Origin of the sequence: Sphingomonas aerophila, from assembly GCF_014199305.1 — a bacterium.
In the GTDB taxonomy this organism is placed as follows: domain Bacteria; phylum Pseudomonadota; class Alphaproteobacteria; order Sphingomonadales; family Sphingomonadaceae; genus Sphingomonas; species Sphingomonas aerophila.
In genome coordinates this window covers 45,319-63,770 of sequence record NZ_JACIJK010000004.1, presented here as the reverse complement: position 1 = coordinate 63,770, position 18,452 = coordinate 45,319, and the positions used below count along the sequence as shown (strand labels likewise).

The following is an 18,452-nucleotide window of genomic DNA, read 5'->3' as shown; positions in this document are numbered from 1 at the left end:
TATGCGGAGCCTCACCCCTGAGCCTCCAGAGCCATTGCACGACCGACGACTGTGACGGCTTCGTCGAGGCGCTCGCGCAGGAGATGTTGCAGGGGCGGCGGGGCAGCAACCGACGATGGCGAATGGCTGAAGCTCCAACCCCGGCGTCCGGTCCAGGTTCGTGAAGCTCACTGCCGAAACGCTTAGCATCGCGCTTCACAGATTGGTTCGCCGCCGTTACGACCACGCCCGAAGCAGCGCCGGGGGCAACATGAAACGGCAAACGTTTTTCGCAGCGGCATTGGCCGTATGCTTGTCGGCGGTGCCAGTCGGTGCACAGTTTGGCGGGCTCGGGCTGGGGGATCTGGCGAAGCGTGTTGGTGTCTCGATGCCCAGCTTGCGCAAGGAACCAATCTCCACCAGCTTGCCCGACGCGCGCTGGGGCGACCCGAGCCAGGACAGCTTCGTTCCGCCCGTAGCCGCGCGCGCGCTGGTGGTGCTGCAGCGGACGGCGAATGGCGGTTTCATGCTGCAGGCCGGCTATTACCGCTTTAACGACCAGAGCTATTGCCTTCATGCCGGCACGCATGGTCCGGGCGGTGGCGATGGGTACCTCTACGCACCCCCGATTGGCGCGGCCAAAGACGCGGTGATCACCATCGTGCGCAATTCGGTTGCGCACCCGGAGATCGACCAGCACACCATCCAGGCGCTGTTGTGGGCGATCCTGTCGCGCGCGAAGATCGAGGACTTGTCGAACGATCAGCGGATGGCTGCGGCGCAGCTGCTGACCCCGAGGCAGCTCGCCGGGCTGAACCGCAACGTGCTTGATATGCTGTCCACCGGACCGATCGCAGACAATCTGCCGCGCGAGGTCAGGACTGTGCTGCAAGCGGAAGCGGACCTGCGTCGTATGCTGACCACGCCGGGAACCAGCTATGGCGAGCTGGAGCGGGTAGCCGTGCTGGCAGGCCTGGCGCCGGCGGGGCCCGGCAGCATCGGCGTCCCGACGGGGCGATGGAGCCACCATCCAGACGGGTACTGGATCCGCTACCTGCCGAACAGCTATTCCAACACGGTCGTGGAGATCTGGGTGCCTGAAGGGTCGCCCGGCATCGGCAAGGAATATGACCCGGCGACGCATATCGCCGTTCCCGGCAACACCTCTCGCCAGCGACTGATCCAGTCGGGCCGCGCTTACGGCACGACCTGACGCGGCCTCTCACTTAAAGACCCTAGGGGGCGCTTGTGCGATGAGCGGTCGACGACGATCACGGCTCCTGGAGTGCGCGGAACTGCTCTCGCCCCTCCGCACCGATCAGATTCTGTAACACTGTCCAGAAGCCGGCCACCGCCTGGCCGCCGGACGCGGCATAAGCCTGAGCCACGTTGCCGTGCATCTCGTCAAACAGCTCTCGTTCCAGGTTGCGGCCTGCTTCGGTGAGATAAAGCAGCCGTTGTCGCCGGTCGCGTTCGCTCTGACGTTGTTCCAGAAGCCCTTTGCCCAAAAGGTCATGGGAGACGCGCTGGTAGGACTGCTTGGTCACGTCAAGTATGGCAAGCAGTTCGGCCACCGCGAGACCTGGCCGCCGGCTGACCACGTACATCAAACGGTGATGAGCACGACCTAGCCCAACGCTGACTAGTTTCTCGTCAGCACTCTTGAGGTGACGGATGTTTGTGAGAAGAAGCAGGTCCATTCCGCCGCGAATTGTTTCCTCGCGCAGGAACTGTTCTTTGGGTGGAACTAAAGTGTCAGCCATGCTGCTGTGTATGCCGGTTACCGCAGTGCCGCCAACCCTGCGTGGGCGACGTCGAAAGGCGGAGATTGCGTTCTGACAAGGAGACTTTGACCGCCATAAGGTTCAGCGGCGCTGATCGACGGTCGCTGCACGCACCGCGGCGAAAGGCTCCGACGCGTTCCAGCCCGGCCACCGGTCGCCTTGGGCAATCTCGCGTCCGAGTGCATAGGCGACACTGCCCTCCTGCGCCGCGCCGGTCATGTCCCACTTGGCATCGAACTCGTCGCAGGTCTGATGGTAGCATTCCGCGTTGTAGCGGGCCCGCTTTCGTTCCCCTGCTGCGATCCCGCCCTGCACCAGGTCGCGGCCAGCGCGGAAATAGACACCGGGCACCCCCTTTTGGGCAAGGGCATAATGGTCGGAGCGATAGTACCAGCCCGCCTCGGTATTCTCCTCGGGTGTCAGCCGGAGCCCCTGTGCGGCCGCAACGCGACCGAGATCCGCCTCCAACGGCGTGCGGCCGACGCCGATCAGCTCCAGATCACGGGTACGGCCAAGCACGACGTGCGGGTCGAGGTTGAATTGGGCGGCAGTGGTCGCCAGCGGCAACACCGGATGGTCAGCGTACCAGCTTGCGCCCAACAATCCCTTCTCCTCCGCGGTCCACAGCGCGAACACCACTGACCGGCGCGGACGCGGCGCCGCGGTAAAGGCGCGCGCGATCTCAAGCAGCGTCGCGGTGCCGGTGCCGTTGTCGATCGCGCCGTTGCGGATACGATCGGCGGGCGGATCGAAGTCGTTCTCGCCGTAAGCATCCCAATGAGCGCCATAGAGGATGCTGCCCGCAGCCGGATCGGTGCCAGGCAGGATGCCGACGATGTTGTGGCTCACTGCCCGGTCTAGCGCGACCGTCGTTGATGCGGAGAAGGTTGCGCCCTTGATTTCGACGCCCCGGAAGTCAGCAGCCTGCGCAGCACGCTTGGCGGCGGCATAGTCCAGCCCGCCCTGCCGGAGCAGAGCGACGCCAATGTCGTTACGCAACGTGCCGCGTACACCAAAGGCGGGCGGAACAATGCCCGTGTCGAGCGCAAAGCCGGGCACAGCGTCGCTCTTAGCAAGCTGAAGCCAGGGGTAGCTCGACGGGAACGTCTCGTGGATCTGCAGGAAGGCAGCTGCGCCGTGCTTCTGCGCTTCGGACAGCTTGGTCCGCGCTGCCGGGCTCAATGCGCGACCACCAAAGCCGAGGTCGCGTCCCGCTTGCACATCGGGGTCACCCGCCAGCGCCACCACCAGTTTGCCGCGCACGTCGACGCCACGATAGGGATCGTACCCAAGCCGCGGTTCAACAACGCCGTAGCCGACGAACACCACCGGCACCCGGGCCACCGTGTCCGCACCGATGATCCGCGAGGTCGCGGCGATCTCCGTCCCGGGCGTAAGCGTTCTTCTTGCCCCGCCCAACTCCAGCTCGAAGCTCGCGTGCTCACGGGTCCAGCGCAACAGCTTTACGGTCTGACGATAGCCCCGGTCCCCCGCAGGCCTGAGCCCCAGCGCCGCGAAGCGCTGTTCCAGGAAGTCCAGTGTCTTGGTCTCGCCCACCTGCGTCGGCCCGCGCCCATGAAAGTCGTCCGCGCTCAAGCTTTGCACGTCCGCCTTGATCCGCTCTGGCGAGAGGATCGGCGAGGCCGGGTCGGCTGCGGCGGTCAGTAGGAAAAGCAGCGGGAGGATGCGGTTCATGCCTTCAGAGTGGCTGCACCCGCGGCCATGCACAAGCCTCGAACAGCTAGGAAGGCACAGTCCTGGAGATCAAGCGTTCGCAGGCGGAAGTATCAGACGCGAGGACGACCATGGATTACAGGAAGCTCGGCAGCACCGGACTCGACGTGTCGAGGCTTTGCCTCGGCTGCATGACTTTGGCATACCAGATCGCGGCAACCATGCCTGGACGCTGGATGAAGAGGCGAGCCGCCCCATCCTACGCCGCGCAATCGAGGCCGGGATCAACTTCTTCGACACTGCCAACGTGTATTCCGACGGCACCTCGGAAGAGATTGTTGGCCGTGCCCTGAAGGAGTTTACCAGCCGCGATCAGGCGGTGATCGCGACCAAGGTGCATGGGCGGATGCGCCCTGGCCCCAACGGAGCGGGCCTGTCCCGCAAGGCGATCATGGCCGAGATCGACGCCAGCCTGCGACGGCTCGGGACCGACTATGTCGACCTTTATCAGATCCATCGGTTCGATCCCGACGTGCCGATCGAGGAAACGCTGGAGGCGATTCATGACGTCGTGAAGGCCGGCGAGGCGCGCTACATTGGCGCCTCCTCGATGTACGCCTGGCAGTTCGCAACCATGTTGCACGTGTCAGAGGCGAACGGCTGGACGCGCTTTGCCACCATGAAGAACTACCTCAACCTTCTCTACCGGGAGGAGGAGCGGGAGATGCTGCCGTTATGCGACGCTGAAGGAATAGGCGTGATCCCGTGGAGCCCGCTCGCGCGGGGGCGTCTTACACGCGAGTGGGACGCCGCAACCGAGCGGTCACGCACCGACGAGTTCGGGCGCAGCCTTTATGAACATACCGCCGACGCGGACCGTCGGGTGGTGGAGGCAGTTGCCACGATCGCTCGAGAGCGGGGCGTACCCCGCGCGCAGATCGCGCTTGCCTGGGTTCTCGCGAAGCCGGAAGTGTCAGCTCCGATAGTCGGCGCATCGAAAGCCGCGCATCTCGACGATGCGATCGCGGCGTTGAGCCTGATCCTGTCGGATGATGAGATCAGGCGACTGGAGGAACCCTATGCTCCGCACCCGGTCATCGGTTTCTCGTAACCCCGCGCACGTGCATACAAACGTCGGGGAGCGCTGGCGTTGGCACCAGCGCTCCCCGAGCAAGTTGCGATCAGGGCACCTTACGCTGCCCGATATGCTCCTGCGCATGGGCACACGGCCCATGCGCAGAGCCGATCAGTAATCGCTGCGCTTGGTCCCGCCGCCAAGGATCCCCCGGTCGTCGGTTCCGGCGGTACGGTTCCTCGACACGTCGTTGTCGACTTCCACATCGGTCCGGCGGACGGTATCGTCGATGTCACGCACCTCTTCGTCAGCCGTCTTGCGGACCACGACTTCCTCGACGACGCGTGCTTTCTTTTCGACCATGGCCTCCTCGCCACGCGCGGTCATCTCAACCGTGCGTTCGCGGAATGGGTCGCCGTCCGTGGCGGACAAGGGCTGGTCAACCGCGCGACGTTCGACGTCCACGCGCTCGTTTCGGAGCCGCAGTTGCTCGTGAACCGGCGTTTCGGTCACATAGGAGCGCACGCGCACGCCGCCCCGGTCGACCTCACGCTTGCCAACCTGAAGGCTTTCCTCGACCACCGGAAGCGCTTCTTCTTCCACCGTGTTTCCGCTGGCGGAGGCGGTGTCGCGGTCGCGGCCGCGGAAGGCTTCCCGCCCGCTGGTGTCGCGGCCTGTTGCAGCACCAAAGGCGCCGCCACTGGCCAAGCCTAGCCCGGGTTCCGAACCTACCCTTCTAGCCGTGCCTAGGCCAGATCCCGTGGCGGTATCGGCGCCCGAGCCCGTACCATAGTCCCACCCCTGTGAACGCCACTGCTGCGATCGATCGTCGACGTCGATCGAATTCGAGTCTTCCAGTACCCGAACTGCATCGTCGATCTGATCCTCCTCGACGTCGGCGGTCAGCAGCGCCCCGCCCCGACGGACGCCCTCTTCATATGCATGACGATCCTCGTCAGGCAGGAGTGCGTTCTTGATCGAATCCCACATGCCCCGATCCTGATGGTCCGAGTAGGCGCCTTCCGAACGGAAGCCCGGGCTCGACTGGTCGTGAACATGGACATGGTTGGCATCGATGTTTGCCATATGCAGCCGGTTCTTGGCCGCCTCGGCATCAGAACGGCTGTCGAATAATGCGGTGATGGTGCGTGACATGGTAACTCTCCTGCGTCTTGGTTTTATCGTGAGGTGACGACCAACTCGGTACGGCGGTTCTCGAAGCGACCGCCTTCGGTGGCGTTGCTAGCAACCGGGTCCTTCTCGCCGCCGGAAACAGTCTCGATGCGGCTGGCTGCGACACCCTGGGCGACCAGGGCTGCCTTGATCGCGTCTGCGCGAGCCTTGCCTAGCGCCATGTTGGCGGGGTCCGGGCCACGGTCGTCGGCATAGCCAGCGATGCGGATGCGGGCTTTGCCGTACTGCTTCAGTGTCGCTGCGACCTGGTTTACTTCGGCCGCGTCCGCCGGGCGCACGATGCTCTTCGCCGTATCGAAGTTCAGCTTCTCGAACTGGAAGGTTCGGGGCGTGGGCTCGGTACCTGCAAGAAAGCCTCCCACCGCCGACGTGCCCGCCAGCGCCTCGGCCGAGCTTGAGTTTGAAGTGCTCGCGACCATCGAACCCGCATTGTCCGGTGACGGGGCAACAACAGGCCCGGCCACTGCGGCGTCGTTGGTAACAGCGGGCGCAGTCGCTTTCCCGTCATCTCGATCGCAGCGGCTCAGCGCGAAAAGCAGCGCCAGAATACCGGCCAGCAGCGCCAGCCAGGCAAGCCAGTTCACGCCCTTACTGTGGTGCTCGGGGCCAACATGGACCTGCCTGGGCCGCGCGCCCTCATTGGGTCGGTCGGGGTCTGCCATCAGTGGTCCTCCTGTGGGTGGACGGCGTCGCGGTTCACCTCGACCCGGGTCCGCTTCAGCGTTGTCGGTACTGCAACCTCGGTCCGCTCGACCTGGCGATGGAGGTGGAGTTCCTCGACCAGGAACAGCCGCTTTTCGACAACCAGTCGCTCTTCGACAACTGGCACAATGGTGACGTCGCCCTCCGTCCGGATTGCCGGCACCTCGAAGATTTCGCGGTCTACTGCCACCCGGACCACGTCGACATGCTCTCGGCTCAGATGCTCCCGGACGATGACGTCCTTTTCTTCAGGCCGAGTGCGGACCGTCACGCGTTCGGTATCGACCACGCGCTTGGTGACGCGGGCCTGCTCCTCTACGATGGGTATACGTAGGACGTCGTCGGACATGACCAGCCTAGCAGTAGGCAGGTCCAACGTGACCGAATCTGGAAGTGTCCCATTGTTGCACACCCGCAATGACGGGGGTGCTAGTGCGGGACTACCACGCCCACAGGTGCTCCGCTTCCTAGAGCGGCTCATGGGTGCGCGATAAGGCCGTCGTTCCGCCTCGTCGAGAACCCGGCTGCCCGGGCGACGGAGCGGGTCACGAGTGAGAAGCCAGGCCGGCAGCCTAGTGCAGATAGCCCTCTCGCCTCAGCGATGGGCATGGCTCTGGGCTGGGGCGGAGCAATGCGCCCCGCCCCTGTTCGTTCTTATCGAATCTTCCCGGACAACGACACGCCGATCACACGCGGTTCGTTGAACACAGCCGCCATGTAGTTCTCGATGACGCCTTTCAGGTTCTTCTCGTTCGTCAGGTTGCGCGCGAAGGCCGACACCTCCCAATCCCCGCCTGGCGCTGCGTAGCCGACACGGAGGCCAAGCTCGAAGTTGCCGTCGGCGTAGAACTCACGCGTCTTATAGAGCACGAAATTGGTATAGCCCTGGATGTTGCCGTCGGCCGCCAGGAACACACTGCTGTCGTCTTTCAGCGGCAGGTCATAGCGGGCTGTCGCGTCGAGCGTCCATTTGGGTGCGTTAGGCAGCGGATTGCCGTCAATCGACGCGAAATAGGTCCGGCCCGTCCCAGCGCCGCGGGTGAAATACGGGTCGAGCACGGTGCACACAAGCACGCCGTTCAGGCCACATGCCTGGGCGTAGACGCGCTTGTCCTTGATCTTGCTCCTGAGGGCACTGGCCCCGGCGGTCAGAGTCAGGTTGCGGAATGGGCGGTACTCCGCGTCGAGTTCCACGCCCCAGGCGCGCGCCTTGTCCGCGTTGAACAGCACACCGTTTCCATTGGTGTCGTTGCCGTTCAGCTGGATGTCCTTGACCGTGTAGGTGAACAGGGCTGCATTCAAGCGCAGACGATTATCGAAGTACGTGCCCTTCGACCCAACCTCGTAGGACGTGATCGTTTCACTGTTCGCGGTCGTGAAGTCGGCGTTGAACACCGCCGAGCGGCCCTGGATCGTCGGACCTCGGAAGCCGCGAGCAACACGGGCGTAGACGCTGTTCGCCGGATCGACCTGATACAGCGCCGACAGGTCCCAGCTTGGCGTGGTGTCGGACAATCGGACGTGGCGGCGGCCGGTATAGGTGGCCAGATTGGCGGCCGTGTTCGCCGTTTTCACAAGGTCGGTCTTTTTGGTGTCGTCCGTCTCACGCGCGCCAGCGGTGATGATGAAGTCGGGCGTGATCTTGAAGCTCGCCTGACCGAACACCGCCCAACTCGTGTTGGCGTCATGCAGGCGGACCCAGTTATTCGGGTTCCGTGCGGTGCCGGTCAGGAAGAAAGCGCGCTGATAGAAGTCGGTGACGTCTGTCTGGTTGAAATAGAAACCGCCGACCTGCCATGTGAAGCGCTGATCAGCCGGGCTCGCGAGCCTGACCTCCTGGGTATATTGGTCCAGATCGCGGATGTTGCCCTGGCTTTGGCCAAAGCCGTTCGGCACGCCGTTGAACGGGAAGTTGGCCGCTGCACCGCCGTCCGTGTCGCCGCGCGAATAGCCCGACGTGGTCTCATAGGCACTGATGGACGTGAGGGTGACCGGCCCGAAGTCGATGCTGGAATTCACCGATCCGCCATAGGTGTTGTACGCTTGAGGGTTGTTCTGCGCTTCATCATAGGCGACGCGATCGCGGGGCTCGGCAGACGCGTCTTTCGAACCCTTCCGCAACGCATTGCGATGGAACAGGGTCGAGGTGCCGTCATAGTCACGCGCATGGGCGGAGACGTTGACCGACACACGGTCGCTCGGCGTCAGCAGTACCTGCAAGCGCACGTTCCGGTCGTCAAAGCCGCCCATTGCCTTTCTGGCCGGGGCCGCAGTGCCGTCGGCGCTTACACCCGAGAAGCTGTTGTCGATCCAGTTCTCGCGATGCTGAACCAGCGCGGACAAGCGAACGGCGATCTTGTCGGCCACAATCGGACCGCCAATGCCGGCATCGAACGTCGCGGTGTTCAACTCGCCGTACGAGGCGGTGGCGCGCCCTTTCAGGGTTTGGGACGGGCGGATCGTGTCGAACTTGATGATGCCCGCCGTGGTGTTGCGTCCGAACAGCGAGCCCTGCGGTCCGCGCAGCACTTCCACCTGGTTTACGTCGAACACCGGGTTGGACTTCAGCACGACGTGTTCCAGCACGACATCGTCCTGGATGATCGACACCGGCTGCGACGCGCCGAGGTAGAAGTCGACGTTACCCAGGCCACGGATATAAAAGCGCGGGAAGATACGGCCGGTCGTCGTTTCCGCATAAAGGCCCGGAACTCGGCCCGACAGCGCAAGGATGTCCTCGCCCGCCGCCTGGAAACTGCGCAAATCGCCGCCGCCGACCACTGCGACTGACACGGGAACGCGCTGCAAATTCTCTGACCGGCGCTCCGCGGTCACGACGACGTCCGTCAGTTCGCCGGTCTGGGCATCGCCGGTGGCTATATCCTGAGCCTGGGCATGGTCGGGTCCGGGCTGGGCGGTTTGCGCGGCGGCCATCGACGGCAGGGACGCTATGCCCAGCAGCAGGACGGACTTGAGCAACAAGGTCTTCGGCACAGAAATTTCCCCCAACAACGACAGGGGGGTAGCCGCGGCGGCATGGTGCCACGACGGTACGCGGCTTGCGACCGGCAAACGCTTCCCCCTTGGCTCGGCGCGGTAGCCACGCTTTGTTTCGGTTTTGTGATACTAGGTTTCCAGCGCAAGCGCTCCTAGCCGGACGTTTCCGTTGTGGATTAGCGACCTGACGTGGTCCGCGACTACAGCAGTTATACGTTGGTCCGCCTAAATCCTCGGGACATATGCACCCCGCGAGTGGCCAGCGCGCGTGTAGCTGATGTACTTGGCTGGCGCTCGACTCTGGCCAGTGGTGCAAGAACCTGCGTTCCGCGCTAGATGAAACCGGTGCCCCAAGCCCAGATCCTCATGCCCTCGCCCATGCCTGCCAGCGTTATCGCAGCACTGGAGGAGCGGTTCGTCCTTCACCGACTTTGGGAGCAATCCGACCCCGACGCTTTCCTTGCAGCGGTCGGACCGGACGTTCGGGGCATGGCGGCCAGCACGCTTGCCGGCACCATCGACGCGAGGTGGTTCGACCGCCTGCCGGCGTTGGAAATCATTGCCAGCTTCGGTGTCGGTTACGACAAGGTAGACGCAAACGCTGCTGCCTCGCGCGGCATCGTCGTGACAAACACTCCGGGCGTTCTCGACGAGGAAGTTGCCGACCTTGCCGTCGGGCTGTTGCTCGCGACCCTGCGGCGTATCCCGCAGGCCGACCGCTTCGTCCGGGAGGGACGCTGGCCAGCAGGCCACTTCCCGCTCTCGCCCACGTTGCGCGGCCGGCGGGTCGGCATCCTTGGCTTAGGCGCGATCGGCAAGGCGGTAGCACGGCGACTTGACGCGTTCGGAGTGCCGGTCGCCTATCACGGCAGATCGCCGCAGAAGAGCGTGAGCTACGAATACCACGCCACTCTACCTGCGCTGACGGCCGCGTCGGACGTCCTTATCGCTGTCGTGCCCGGTGGGTCGGGAACGCGGCACCTTATCGACGCGACGGTGCTGGAGGCGCTGGGAAAGAATGGCGTGCTGATCAACATCTCCCGCGGCAGCGTGGTGAACCAAGACGCTCTGGTCGCCGCGCTGCAAGCCGGCACGATCGGCGGGGCGGGCCTGGACGTTTTCGATGATGAACCGAACGTACCAGAGGCACTGATCGCAATCGAGAATGTCGTGCTGCTGCCGCATATCGGATCCGCTTCGGACGCAACGCGCACAGCGATGGGCCAGCTGGTCGTGGACAACCTGCAGGCCTGGTTCGACGACACACCCGCGATCACGCCTGTACCGGAGTCCCTGCATCTGGCTCGTCGACGGTAGAAAGCAGCAACATCGTTTCAGCGAATATCAAGCCATGACTAGGCGCCCTCGGCTGGCCCGCACACATATGCGGGTGTGGTTGGAAGCCGGGCGTTCATCCGGTAGAATTAGAGCCGGTCGGGCGTCAGGAGATGGCGGTGAAGGACTGGGAAGCCGTCGTGCATGCATGCGCCGCCCTGCACGGGGTTGAACAGGGCACCGCCTACGGCAAGCCCGCGCTCAAGTTTCGCGGCAAGACACTCGCGTCGACGACCGCGCCCGATCCCAACAGCTTCGTTCTTCACGTCAGCATCGAAGACAAGGAAGTGCTGACCGAAACGGACCCGGACACCTTTTGGGAAACTGACCATTACCGCGGCTGGCCCGCCGTCCTCGTTCGCTACGGCAGTGCCAGCACGGACCGGATAGCGCTCATGCTGGCCCGAACATGGTGGGACCGGGCTACCGCTGTCCAACGCTCGCAGTTTGGCGAGCGGCCTTGATCATTGGCGCGCTTCGATCAGGAGGTGGTACGCGTAGTGCATGACGGCGCCCTACTTCACATTCGCGGGATGGCTTAATTGCGCCGGCTGCGACCCAACGTGAAAGTACAAGGTCAGACGGCTAGATGCAGGTTGGTGCAGAGCCCATCCCGGCGCGCGATCAGTCTATGAACTGGCGGACGTGGGCGACGAATTCCTCGGACGCAGCTTCCCGGCCAAGAAGAATGTGATTGTCGCTGTGGAGCATCACGAACTCTGCATTCGGGATGCCTGCAGCGAGTTCCAGGCCGGTCGTCACCGGAATGCGTCGGTCACCCTGCGAATGCATCACCAGGGTCGGCGCTGCGACACGGGACAGCAGCGGGCGGACGTCGATCCCCCCAAACACCTCGAGGAAGCGCGCGGCGTTGCGTGGAGAAGTTGTCCGGCGCTGAAACTCGTTGAACCAGGTAAGCTCCTCCGGGGTCGCTGCTGGCATGAACGTAGCGGAGAAGATCTGGCGGTAGACGGGATCGTCTCGTCCCCAGCCCTCCCGAACCAGCGTGATGACGGCCTCCCGCTCGGCCCGCACTTCCTCGCTGGCGCCCGCTCGCCAACCCGCGGCATAGCCGCCCATCAGGATCAGGTGGCTGACCCGGTCGGGATTGTGAACCGCGTAGTCAATCGCGACCGCACAGCCCTGTGATATGCCGATCAAGGGAAAGCGCCCGAGCCCTGCCGCGTTCACGACGGCCTCAAGGTCGCTTACGAATGCTGGGAAACTCAGGTCTGAAACATTCCAGTCCGACAAGCCGTTGCCGCGCTCGTCATAGCGGATGAAGCAATGATCGCGCGCCAGTTCCCGGAACAACGGCGCCCAGATTGGCGCATCCCAGTCGAGTTCCAGATGATTGAGCCAGTTTGCGGCCTTGACCAGCGGCGGTCCACCGCCGACCGAGGCATAGGCAATCCTGGCGCCATCGCTTGCGGTGCAGAACGCTATCTTTTGGCGCTGGAGTAGCTGCCTGTTGTGGTCGGACGGGCGGGATGGCGGGTGGCCCAGATCATCAACCGACGTCGCATCGACCCCGGCAGCTGCGGCCGCCGCCTTGAACGCGGCCGCGAACTCGCTCGCCTCACCAGCCTTGCCCAGCGGGACTAGCGCGTGGACGAGGGCGCTGGCTGCTATCGCGCTGAGTGGCTCGCACGACACCCACTCACGACACCACGAAAGAACCTGTTCGGGGGCATCCTTTAGCCGGTCCACGATCGCCGCCAGAAAACTGCAGCGCAAGCGCTCGACCTCATGCCGCTCCGCGACAAGCCACGCCTGATAAGCATGATGCTGGGGCAGATCGAGCCCGGCGAGCATCGGCTGACGCAGCAACGCTGCGCCATGTATCAGCTCCGCAAGCGTCGCCTGACCCAAGTTGCTTCCGAGTTGTTGCAGGGCATGCAAGTCAACGTCGACTGATGTCAGATCAAGCGAGACACGCTCACGATCCGCGACTAGTCGGGCATGAGCATCGTCGTTGACGATGCCGCGCAGCTTGCTGAGGGCCCAGCGTAAAGCGCCCCGTGGATCGTCGGGGATATCCCAGAACAACTCGCACAAGCGATCGCGCCGTTGAGGTCGACGGGTTTCGATCAGGAAGGCGAGTAGCGCCCGGGTCTTCTTCGAAGCTGGCAGGGCGATCGGCTGGTCACGTCGAACCTGAAGTTCGCCGAGCATGTTGATTATCAGCGATCCTTGTACCGCCGCCATGACGAAGCTCCGATGGGAGAGCTGCGATCAGCATCGATCGCGACGATCCTCTCGCATCGTGGCGGCAAAGTCTATCGGGAGCGCGCTATGCCAGCGCCTTCCCGTCCGGGACGGTCACACGCCCACCCAAGCGCCCGGAACAGTTGCCTCGTTCGGGCACCGCGTTCCAGGCGCTGGCGGTTCGCGCAGGTCACGCCGCGCGTGCGATCGCGGTCTGCGGAGACGCCGACCCATCGTTGAATATGGCGGTGGTTCCGCCCAGCACTGAACAGGTGCAAACGAAGGAAAGGAAAGCGGCAGCGAACGGGCGATCGGTCAGAGGCTTGCGTGCGACCTTGGGCGTTGGAAAGAGAGTCTTGAGGAACATGGGTCAACTCCGATGAACGGTGCGCCAGCCTGGCGCATGGAGTTGATGGACCTCGTACGTGGATGTCAGCGTCGTAGAGACCGTGGAATCAGTCGCTCGAAACGTGGAATTTGAGGGCTCGGCTGCAAAGGATCGTATGCCTTGACGGCGTACGTTCAGCCCCCGGCGGTGGAACTGGCCGGCACCTAAGCCATGGCCAGTTCCACCGCCGTCTTTGCCTCGCCCCCGTATGGAGGGCTGATGACCTTAGAGTGTCGGTCCTACCTGCCCTATTTGCCGTCTGTCGACTTCTCGACGGACTTGCTAGCGGAGTTTACGTCTTCCTTGGCCCCACGCATTGTGTTGCACGCCGACAGCAGCACTGCCGTCGCCAGCATACCGGCGATCGCTACCTTGCGAATCATTGAAACCTCCTGATCTCGCTTGAGGCGAGACAATGCCAATGCTCTCAGGGCACCAGTGTTCCGACTACGTCATGAGCCGGGTGGCACAAGAATCCGTCACATCGGCGCCTCCCTCCGTAGATCACCCCGCTGGGTGGCGTGGGCCATGTCTCTTATGATCGGCTCAGGGCCCGGTGGCGAAAGGCGCAGCGCGGCAGTTCTGGAGCGGCACCATGACGGGACAGGGTCAGGTCCCCGCGCCGGCCGCGAGCCCATCCGCAAAGCGAGCGCCCTCACGCTGGGCTTCCACCATTCTGATTGGCGGCGCTGCCCTGTTCGCCGCGTTTTTGTTGTGGACGCTTCTCCTCGGCCAGCGAATGAGCGCGGGCGAACATCGGCGCAACACCCACGACCTGGAGATTGTTGCGCAAAGCGTCGCTGCATGGCCGTCGAACATGCGGACCATTGCGCGGGCTAATCTGATGGCTTCGCGCCTGGCCGCGCCGCCAGCACTCGAAAAGTCGGAAGGCTGGCAGGGGCGCAGCACTTCTTACCACCCCTTGCTCGGCGATGTAGTCGTGGATTACGCGATCGCCCCTACCGAAAGTGCCTGCCCCACGCCGAGAGCGGAGGAGGCTGCGATCCTGAACGGCGGCGGCCTCCATGTCAGGGGATCGATGCGCCTCGATGGTATCCTGTTCGAGGACGCCCGCCAGCGGCCTGGCGGCGAGCCGGCGTCAACCGCTGCCGCTATCGTCAACATCCTGAACAGGCCAAGGCCCGCACGCGCAGCGCTCACCCTTCCGCCCGGCAAGTTGACAGACGCGGTGCTGTGTTACCGCACCAATCTAGACCTCGGGGACGTGGTGGATTTGGGACAGGCAGCGCCGCGTTTCCGTCACGTTCTGTTTATGCGCTCGGACGGCGTCATCGTTGCTCAGCTTGGACGCGAACACCTGCCGGTCAGAACGCTCAGGGACCTTCGACCACCGGACTCGGTGATCAGGGCTCTGAGCGCCGCGTTAGGAAAGGGAGGCGCGGCGGCGGTCAGCCCGCAGGTGGACGCTGGTGTGGAGTTGGCCCCCTTTCGCATAACGATAGGTGGCCAACGTTTTGTCGCGTACCAGCGGCCACTCTTCCCCGCAGGGATGCGGTACCGGCCGCCAGAAGAGCTGAACGCGATCGGCCTGGTTCCCGACACTGCCGGGGCCGGCGGCCTGCGCTCGCTGCCCCAGGCCGGCATCACCGCCTTTGCCCTGATACTCGGGATTCTACTAGCACTTGTGCCTGTCCTGAAGCTGCGCCTGATCGGGCCAGGTGAGGCAATCACGCGGGTTGAGGTTTGGGCGATCGGGCTGGGGCTGATCGCCGCCACGGCGACCGCGACCATGGCGTATCGCTTCGCTTGGACCACGGCCGCCAATAGGGCTGCCACTGATCGCCAGGCTGAGGTCACCGCGAACCGGATCGCGCACCAGTTTCGCCGGGAGCTGTGCCGGTCACTGTGGTGGACGAACAGGTCGATCGAGAGCGGCTCTTTGACCCCGGCGGTAAATCCGCTGGACGTCTCGCCTGTTCCCCGGCGCATGACCGTTGCGCCAGAGACGGCGCCCGACGGCAAGCGCGTTCGTTTCCCGTTGCCGCCACTCGAGTCCTTGCTGGTAGCCGATCAGAGCGGCCTTATGGTGCCGGGAACGCGCGTAACTGTCTGGCGCGACGACGCCGGCGGACGCCCGCAGATCGCCGGGCGGACATATTTCAGGCAGGCGGCGCGTGGCGAATTGCTCGAAGGCTATCTCTCGACCGGTAACCCTCCCACTTTCAGGGTCGGCGACACGCAATGGCGTTTCGTGCCCGGCTACGCGCTGGAGCAGGTGCGCTCGCAAGCTGATGGCATCTCAAAGACGATCATGGCCTTCTCCGTCGTTCCCGACGTAGCAGACCCATCGATCGCGGCGAGGAGTGATGACAGCGTGGCGCGGCCGACGGTTGCGACGGCGGTCACGGTCCTGCCCTCGCTGGTGTCGCCGGTCCTACCCCCGCCCCTCCAGTTCGCGATCGTCGACGCCGCTCGGCCTGGCTGGCCCGTGATCTTCCACTCCAATCGCTATCGGGCAGGAGTGGAGCAGCTTCGCGACGAGCTCAATTCCCGCACCGCCGATGTAGCGCTGAACGTCTTGGCTGCCCGACCTGCACCTCCGCAATCGTGCCACGACCGCTACAATGCGCCAGCACCGGTCAACTTCGGCGGCCTGTACGACGGACGGCGCTGGAAATTCACAGCACAAACGCTGCCGGGGACCTCCTGGGTCCTGATTGTGTCCGCGGACCTAGCCACCCTTGATCGTACTGCAGCGCGCACGGTGCAGTTTGCGCTAGCCCTGTGGTTCGGCATCGTCATCCTGGTCTTGCTGATCGTTCTCCTGTTGCGGCAACCGCTGTCTCAGCTGCACCGGCGTGAGGACGTCCAGCGCTTGATGCCGCGACGCAGGTCCTATGAGCGACCCATCATCGTGGCGGCAGCAGGACTGGCGCTGGCGCTACTCGTCTGGCTCGTGCCCTCTCCTGCGATACGGATCATCGCCACGCTCACGGCACTGCTGATCGGATTGCGCGCCGTGATCTTCTCGCTTCCCAGGCGGTTGGTGCAGCCGCTTCTCACCACCAGTGCGCCAGCCGGGGGGCAAAGGGCGGAGCGCCGCCACGCGCGCTCCGCCATCGCGGCGCTGATGCTGGTAGGCGTCGTTCCCGCCTCTGCTCTTTACAGCGATGCTGCGGCCTTTGTCGCGAACCAACGCGCGGTGGACGACACGCTGAAAGCAAAGGAGGACGCTGCGCGAAGCCACTCTGACCTCGCCGCCGCCGTGCGGGCGTTCGACGTCGACTACCGGCGCAACCGTGCAACCGTGGACTGGGGACGCTGGCCGTGCCAACCCGGCTTGCCCGGCAGGGCCGGTAGAAACGGCAAGCCGTTCGAGCCGGGGGTGCCCGGTATCTTTTTGGACACGATTTCTCTGCCTTCTCACTCCGGCGGACCGGCAGACGGAGCACTAACCCGAACCGCCTGGCATTATCTTCGGGACAGCGCCCAGCCGCCTGATAACCCCTGCACCTCCGCTGTCGGGACCGCCGCCGCTGTCACTCCATCGTTATTCCTGCTTCCTCCACCACGCCCGGCCACGCCGCCCCTTCCCTGGATCGCCTTGCTGCTGGTCGTCGGCTTGGTACTGGGCCTGATGCTATGGACGGCGTCGCATGTTGTTCTGCGGGACCTGTTCGGCTTCGGCGTGCCGCACGCCGTGGTTCCTTATCCGACGCTTACAACAGACGCGAACGGCCGAGCGAGGCTTCCGCCAGGCCAGCTTACCATGGTCGTCGGTGCTCCGCTGGGGCTGCAGCAGGACCTGCTCCGCCAATGCCATGCCGCCGACATGTCAGTGGCGACTGACGCTGATGTCGACCAATTGCGCCGGGCGATTGGAAACGGCGAGGTCGTGACCTGTGGCGTTGCCGTGTTCAACCTGGAGATGACATACCGGGATCCCGTGCGTCGTCGCCAGGCGCTCGGGTATTTCGAGCAGCTGGTAGCGGCCTTCGATACGGCAAACGACGTGCCAGGCGCGCCGCCAATCGCATTCGTGTTCCTAGTCGAATTGGCGCCGCTGGACCGATTGCTCCAGGCCTACGAACGAGAGGAAGACGACTTCTATGCGAGCCAGGGGGGCAGCCCCGCAGCGGACGGCGACCAGGCCCGGGAGAGCGCCAAGTTCCGGGAAGCCCTGCGCTGGAGCAGACTATTGGAGCGCTTCCATACCTACATGTTTCGGGCGGAACGCCACGTGACGCCGCTTAGCGCCCATGCTTCTCCAGGCGAGCGTACCGCGGTCGAAGAACTCGCCTTCATGCCCGAGCATGTCATCGCCTCCCTGCTCGAAACACCGCCCGTGCCGCCCCGCCCAGCACCGGGCGGGCCTTATCGACTCAGCCAGTCCGATTACGCCCGCGTCTATGACGAGCCGGTCAAAAACTGGGCTGCCGGTCTTAGCCGCTACGCGCCGTCTGACATCATCGACTTCCTCCGCTCGCTGCTGGTCGAGCACTATGAGTATCGGTGGGCGGTTTCGAGCTGGGCTGAGCGGCTGGTCCTGCACCACCTTGCTCATGGCCGCTTCGTCAATGTCAGCCAGGCGACCGCCATCGCCTCGCTGGTGCGGCGGGGATTGGTGGTCCTGCACCCGGCACCCCGGCTAGTGAATGATAGCTTCGCGCTGTTCATCCGGCAAACCGAGAAGCCCAAGGCAATCCAGAGGTGGCGCGCGAACATGGGCCAGGATGCCTGGCGATTTGCGCGCTGGCCGGTACTGGCCGTGGCCGGGGTAGCGGTGCTGGCCCTGACCGTGGTCCTTATCCGCTCAAACGAGCCCCTGCTGCCGCTGTTGCCTTTGTTGATCGCAGCCGGACCCGCCTTGCTCCAGATGCTGGGGCTGACGAAACGTTGATCGTTCACGGCACTTCATCGCCAATATGTGGCCCTGCTAATCAGTCAGGCTTTTCGCGCACCAGGATTACCCGGACAGTATTCCACACCTTGAGAAGCAGGGCCCCAAGCTGAACAACCTTCACTGACATGCTTGCCATCGTTTGGCTTGTGCTTGGGGGGGGGCGGGTTCGGAGTGAAACAGGTCACACTCTGTGTACCGCTTGAGGTTAAGCCGGAGTCGTGCAGCAGGCTGACTGCAGCCATCGAAGACCTG

General features: G+C 64.1%; 13 protein-coding genes and 1 pseudogene. 5 read left to right on the top strand and 9 right to left on the bottom strand.

Features of this window, described 5'->3' with window-relative positions; all coding sequences use genetic code 11:
* Positions 1 to 250: 250 nt before the first annotated feature.
* On the top strand, positions 251 to 1,192 hold the full coding sequence (locus FHS94_RS06920) for a hypothetical protein (protein WP_184056075.1): 942 nt from the start codon (positions 251 to 253) through the stop codon (positions 1,190 to 1,192).
* Between the two features lie 58 nt (positions 1,193 to 1,250).
* Here the strand turns inward: FHS94_RS06920 and FHS94_RS06915 are convergent, their stop codons facing one another.
* Entirely contained in the window at positions 1,251 to 1,742 is a 492-nt protein-coding gene (locus FHS94_RS06915; RefSeq protein ID WP_184056073.1) for a MarR family winged helix-turn-helix transcriptional regulator, read from the bottom strand.
* A 102-nt stretch (positions 1,743 to 1,844) separates the two neighbouring features.
* Positions 1,845 to 3,458 (bottom strand): M28 family peptidase, encoded by a 1,614-nt coding sequence (locus FHS94_RS06910; protein ID WP_184056071.1) that lies wholly within the window; start codon positions 3,456 to 3,458, stop codon positions 1,845 to 1,847.
* Between the two features lie 110 nt (positions 3,459 to 3,568).
* Between FHS94_RS06910 and FHS94_RS06905 the strand changes: the two are divergent.
* Positions 3,569 to 4,548 (top strand): annotated as a pseudogene (locus FHS94_RS06905) (aldo/keto reductase).
* Between the two features lie 135 nt (positions 4,549 to 4,683).
* On the opposite strand, the gene FHS94_RS06900 reads toward FHS94_RS06905, so the two are convergent.
* The 4 genes from FHS94_RS06900 to FHS94_RS06885 all read right to left on the bottom strand — a co-directional run bounded on the left by FHS94_RS06900 (position 4,684) and on the right by FHS94_RS06885 (position 9,402).
* A complete protein-coding gene (locus FHS94_RS06900) occupies positions 4,684 to 5,667 on the bottom strand; it encodes a YsnF/AvaK domain-containing protein (protein WP_184056069.1) in 984 nt (327 codons plus the stop codon).
* A gap of 23 nt (positions 5,668 to 5,690) precedes the next feature.
* The gene (locus FHS94_RS06895) at positions 5,691 to 6,368 is read right to left on the bottom strand and encodes an OmpA family protein (RefSeq protein WP_184056067.1); all 678 of its coding nucleotides are present in this window, start codon (positions 6,366 to 6,368) and stop codon (positions 5,691 to 5,693) included.
* On the bottom strand, positions 6,368 to 6,757 hold the full coding sequence (locus tag FHS94_RS06890) for a YsnF/AvaK domain-containing protein (protein ID WP_184056065.1): 390 nt from the start codon (positions 6,755 to 6,757) through the stop codon (positions 6,368 to 6,370). Before FHS94_RS06890 ends, FHS94_RS06895 begins: the two co-directional genes overlap by 1 nt.
* 305 nt (positions 6,758 to 7,062) lie before the next feature.
* Entirely contained in the window at positions 7,063 to 9,402 is a 2,340-nt protein-coding gene (locus FHS94_RS06885; RefSeq protein WP_425506167.1) for a TonB-dependent receptor, read from the bottom strand.
* 381 nt (positions 9,403 to 9,783) lie between these two features.
* On the opposite strand from FHS94_RS06885, the gene FHS94_RS06880 reads away from it, so the two are divergent.
* Both FHS94_RS06880 and FHS94_RS06875 read left to right on the top strand, forming a co-directional pair.
* A complete protein-coding gene (locus tag FHS94_RS06880) occupies positions 9,784 to 10,722 on the top strand; it encodes a 2-hydroxyacid dehydrogenase (RefSeq protein WP_246348418.1) in 939 nt (312 codons plus the stop codon).
* Positions 10,723 to 10,853: 131 nt separating this feature from the next.
* A complete protein-coding gene (locus tag FHS94_RS06875; protein WP_184056061.1) occupies positions 10,854 to 11,204 on the top strand; it encodes an MmcQ/YjbR family DNA-binding protein in 351 nt (116 codons plus the stop codon).
* 160 nt (positions 11,205 to 11,364) lie between these two features.
* Here the strand turns inward: FHS94_RS06875 and FHS94_RS06870 are convergent, their stop codons facing one another.
* From FHS94_RS06870 to FHS94_RS06865, 3 genes are all read right to left on the bottom strand, one after another.
* Positions 11,365 to 12,948 (bottom strand): bifunctional AfsR/SARP family transcriptional regulator/alpha/beta hydrolase, encoded by a 1,584-nt coding sequence (locus tag FHS94_RS06870; protein WP_221234618.1) that lies wholly within the window; start codon positions 12,946 to 12,948, stop codon positions 11,365 to 11,367.
* A 190-nt stretch (positions 12,949 to 13,138) separates the two neighbouring features.
* Positions 13,139 to 13,315 (bottom strand): hypothetical protein, encoded by a 177-nt coding sequence (locus FHS94_RS19130; RefSeq protein ID WP_221234617.1) that lies wholly within the window; start codon positions 13,313 to 13,315, stop codon positions 13,139 to 13,141.
* A gap of 269 nt (positions 13,316 to 13,584) precedes the next feature.
* Complete coding sequence (locus FHS94_RS06865) at positions 13,585 to 13,719, bottom strand: entericidin EcnA/B family protein (protein ID WP_221234616.1); 135 nt, start codon at positions 13,717 to 13,719, stop codon at positions 13,585 to 13,587.
* A 212-nt stretch (positions 13,720 to 13,931) separates the two neighbouring features.
* Here FHS94_RS06865 and FHS94_RS06860 point away from each other — a divergent pair, with 212 nt between their 5' ends.
* On the top strand, positions 13,932 to 18,197 hold the full coding sequence (locus FHS94_RS06860) for a hypothetical protein (RefSeq protein ID WP_184056059.1): 4,266 nt from the start codon (positions 13,932 to 13,934) through the stop codon (positions 18,195 to 18,197).
* The last annotated feature ends 255 nt before the right edge of the window (positions 18,198 to 18,452 follow it).

What these genes read in the sequence shown, in the direction of transcription:
- FHS94_RS06920 (WP_184056075.1), top strand. Translation starts at nt 251, where the DNA reads ATGAAACGGCAAACGTTTTTCGCAGCGGCATTGGCCGTATGCTTGTCG.
- FHS94_RS06915 (WP_184056073.1), bottom strand. Translation starts at nt 1,742, where the DNA reads ATGGCTGACACTTTAGTTCCACCCAAAGAACAGTTCCTGCGCGAGGAA.
- FHS94_RS06910 (WP_184056071.1), bottom strand. Translation starts at nt 3,458, where the DNA reads ATGAACCGCATCCTCCCGCTGCTTTTCCTACTGACCGCCGCAGCCGAC.
- FHS94_RS06900 (WP_184056069.1), bottom strand. Translation starts at nt 5,667, where the DNA reads ATGTCACGCACCATCACCGCATTATTCGACAGCCGTTCTGATGCCGAG.
- FHS94_RS06895 (WP_184056067.1), bottom strand. Translation starts at nt 6,368, where the DNA reads ATGGCAGACCCCGACCGACCCAATGAGGGCGCGCGGCCCAGGCAGGTC.
- FHS94_RS06890 (WP_184056065.1), bottom strand. Translation starts at nt 6,757, where the DNA reads ATGTCCGACGACGTCCTACGTATACCCATCGTAGAGGAGCAGGCCCGC.
- FHS94_RS06880 (WP_246348418.1), top strand. Translation starts at nt 9,784, where the DNA reads ATGCCTGCCAGCGTTATCGCAGCACTGGAGGAGCGGTTCGTCCTTCAC.
- FHS94_RS06875 (WP_184056061.1), top strand. Translation starts at nt 10,854, where the DNA reads ATGGCGGTGAAGGACTGGGAAGCCGTCGTGCATGCATGCGCCGCCCTG.
- FHS94_RS06870 (WP_221234618.1), bottom strand. Translation starts at nt 12,948, where the DNA reads ATGGCGGCGGTACAAGGATCGCTGATAATCAACATGCTCGGCGAACTT.
- FHS94_RS19130 (WP_221234617.1), bottom strand. Translation starts at nt 13,315, where the DNA reads ATGTTCCTCAAGACTCTCTTTCCAACGCCCAAGGTCGCACGCAAGCCT.
- FHS94_RS06865 (WP_221234616.1), bottom strand. Translation starts at nt 13,719, where the DNA reads ATGATTCGCAAGGTAGCGATCGCCGGTATGCTGGCGACGGCAGTGCTG.
- FHS94_RS06860 (WP_184056059.1), top strand. Translation starts at nt 13,932, where the DNA reads ATGACGGGACAGGGTCAGGTCCCCGCGCCGGCCGCGAGCCCATCCGCA.